Genomic DNA, 627 nt, shown 5'->3' on the forward strand with positions numbered 1-627 from the left:
AGGTCGACGTGCTGGGCTATGCGTGCCTGGTGGCGATCATGGCCATGGGCCTGGGTTATCACCGCAATTCCGAACAACGTTTGCGTAAAGCCACCGCCGATAACGATGCCAACGCCCCGGTGATCACCAGCGCTGGCGCCTTGATCGAAGGCTTGAAAGTGATGGGCGCCAAGCGCATCGCCATCGTCGCGCCGTACATGAAGCCGCTGACCGAACTGGTGGTGAACTACATCCGCGAAGAAGGCTTTGACGTGGTGGACTGGCGCGCCCTGGAGATCCCCGACAACCTCGAAGTGGCGCGCCACGACCCGGCCAACCTGCCGGCCATCGTCGCCGGCATGAACCTGGAAGGGGTGGACGTGATCGTGCTCTCTGCCTGCGTGCAGATGCAGTCGCTGCCGGTGGTGGCCAAGGTTGAAGCGCAAACCGGCAAACCGGTGCTCACCGCCGCCATCGCCACCACTTACGCGATGCTCAAGGCGTTGGACCTGGAGCCTATCGTGCCCGGTGCCGGTGCCTTGCTGTCCGGCGCTTACTGACACTCGTGGTGAATGAGCTTATGTGGCGAGCGAGCTTGCTCGCGCTGGGCTGCGAAGCGGCCCCAAAAAAGCGGGAGCGCTGCGCACT

1 protein-coding gene is annotated in these 627 nt (G+C 63.5%); it reads left to right on the plus strand.

Annotation, left to right across the window (positions count from 1 at the left end):
* Positions 1 to 539 (plus strand): maleate cis-trans isomerase family protein (locus FEM54_RS33610; RefSeq protein ID WP_138454404.1); only part of this gene is annotated, 539 nt, incomplete at its 5' end.
* Positions 540 to 627 lie beyond the last annotated feature (88 nt).

Source organism: Pseudomonas edaphica, assembly GCF_005863185.1.
Taxonomy (GTDB): domain Bacteria; phylum Pseudomonadota; class Gammaproteobacteria; order Pseudomonadales; family Pseudomonadaceae; genus Aquipseudomonas; species Aquipseudomonas edaphica.